The 264-nt window shown below is 59.1% G+C and carries 1 protein-coding gene; it reads right to left on the bottom strand.

Annotated features, from left to right (window positions below; translation table 11 throughout):
- Positions 1-240 (bottom strand): hypothetical protein (locus tag SB658_RS24725; protein ID WP_410603036.1); only part of this gene is annotated, 240 nt, incomplete at its 3' end.
- Positions 241-264 lie beyond the last annotated feature (24 nt).

A 264-nucleotide genomic window follows, 5' to 3' on the forward strand; every position in this document is an offset into this window, starting at 1 on the left:
GGCGAATGCGGCGGTGTTGCCGTAGCGAGTGCCTGCGCCGGTAGAGATCAGCGCCGGCTTGGTGTTGAACACATTGGAGATACCTACCAGCACTTCCCAATCGGCCTGTTTGTAGCTCAAGGAGGCAGTGTGGTAAACGCGCGCATCGGCCACGAGGTCACGGTACGAATCCGGACGGCCCTGATAGGTGAAGCGGGAATTGAGAGTGGTGTTCTCGGTCTTGCCGATGTACTGGGTCAACCAGTTGTACTCCCAGTCACCGCG

Source organism: Bacillus sp. SIMBA_008 (genome assembly GCF_046535495.1).
In the GTDB taxonomy this organism is placed as follows: Bacteria; Bacillota; Bacilli; order Bacillales; family Bacillaceae; genus Bacillus; species Bacillus subtilis.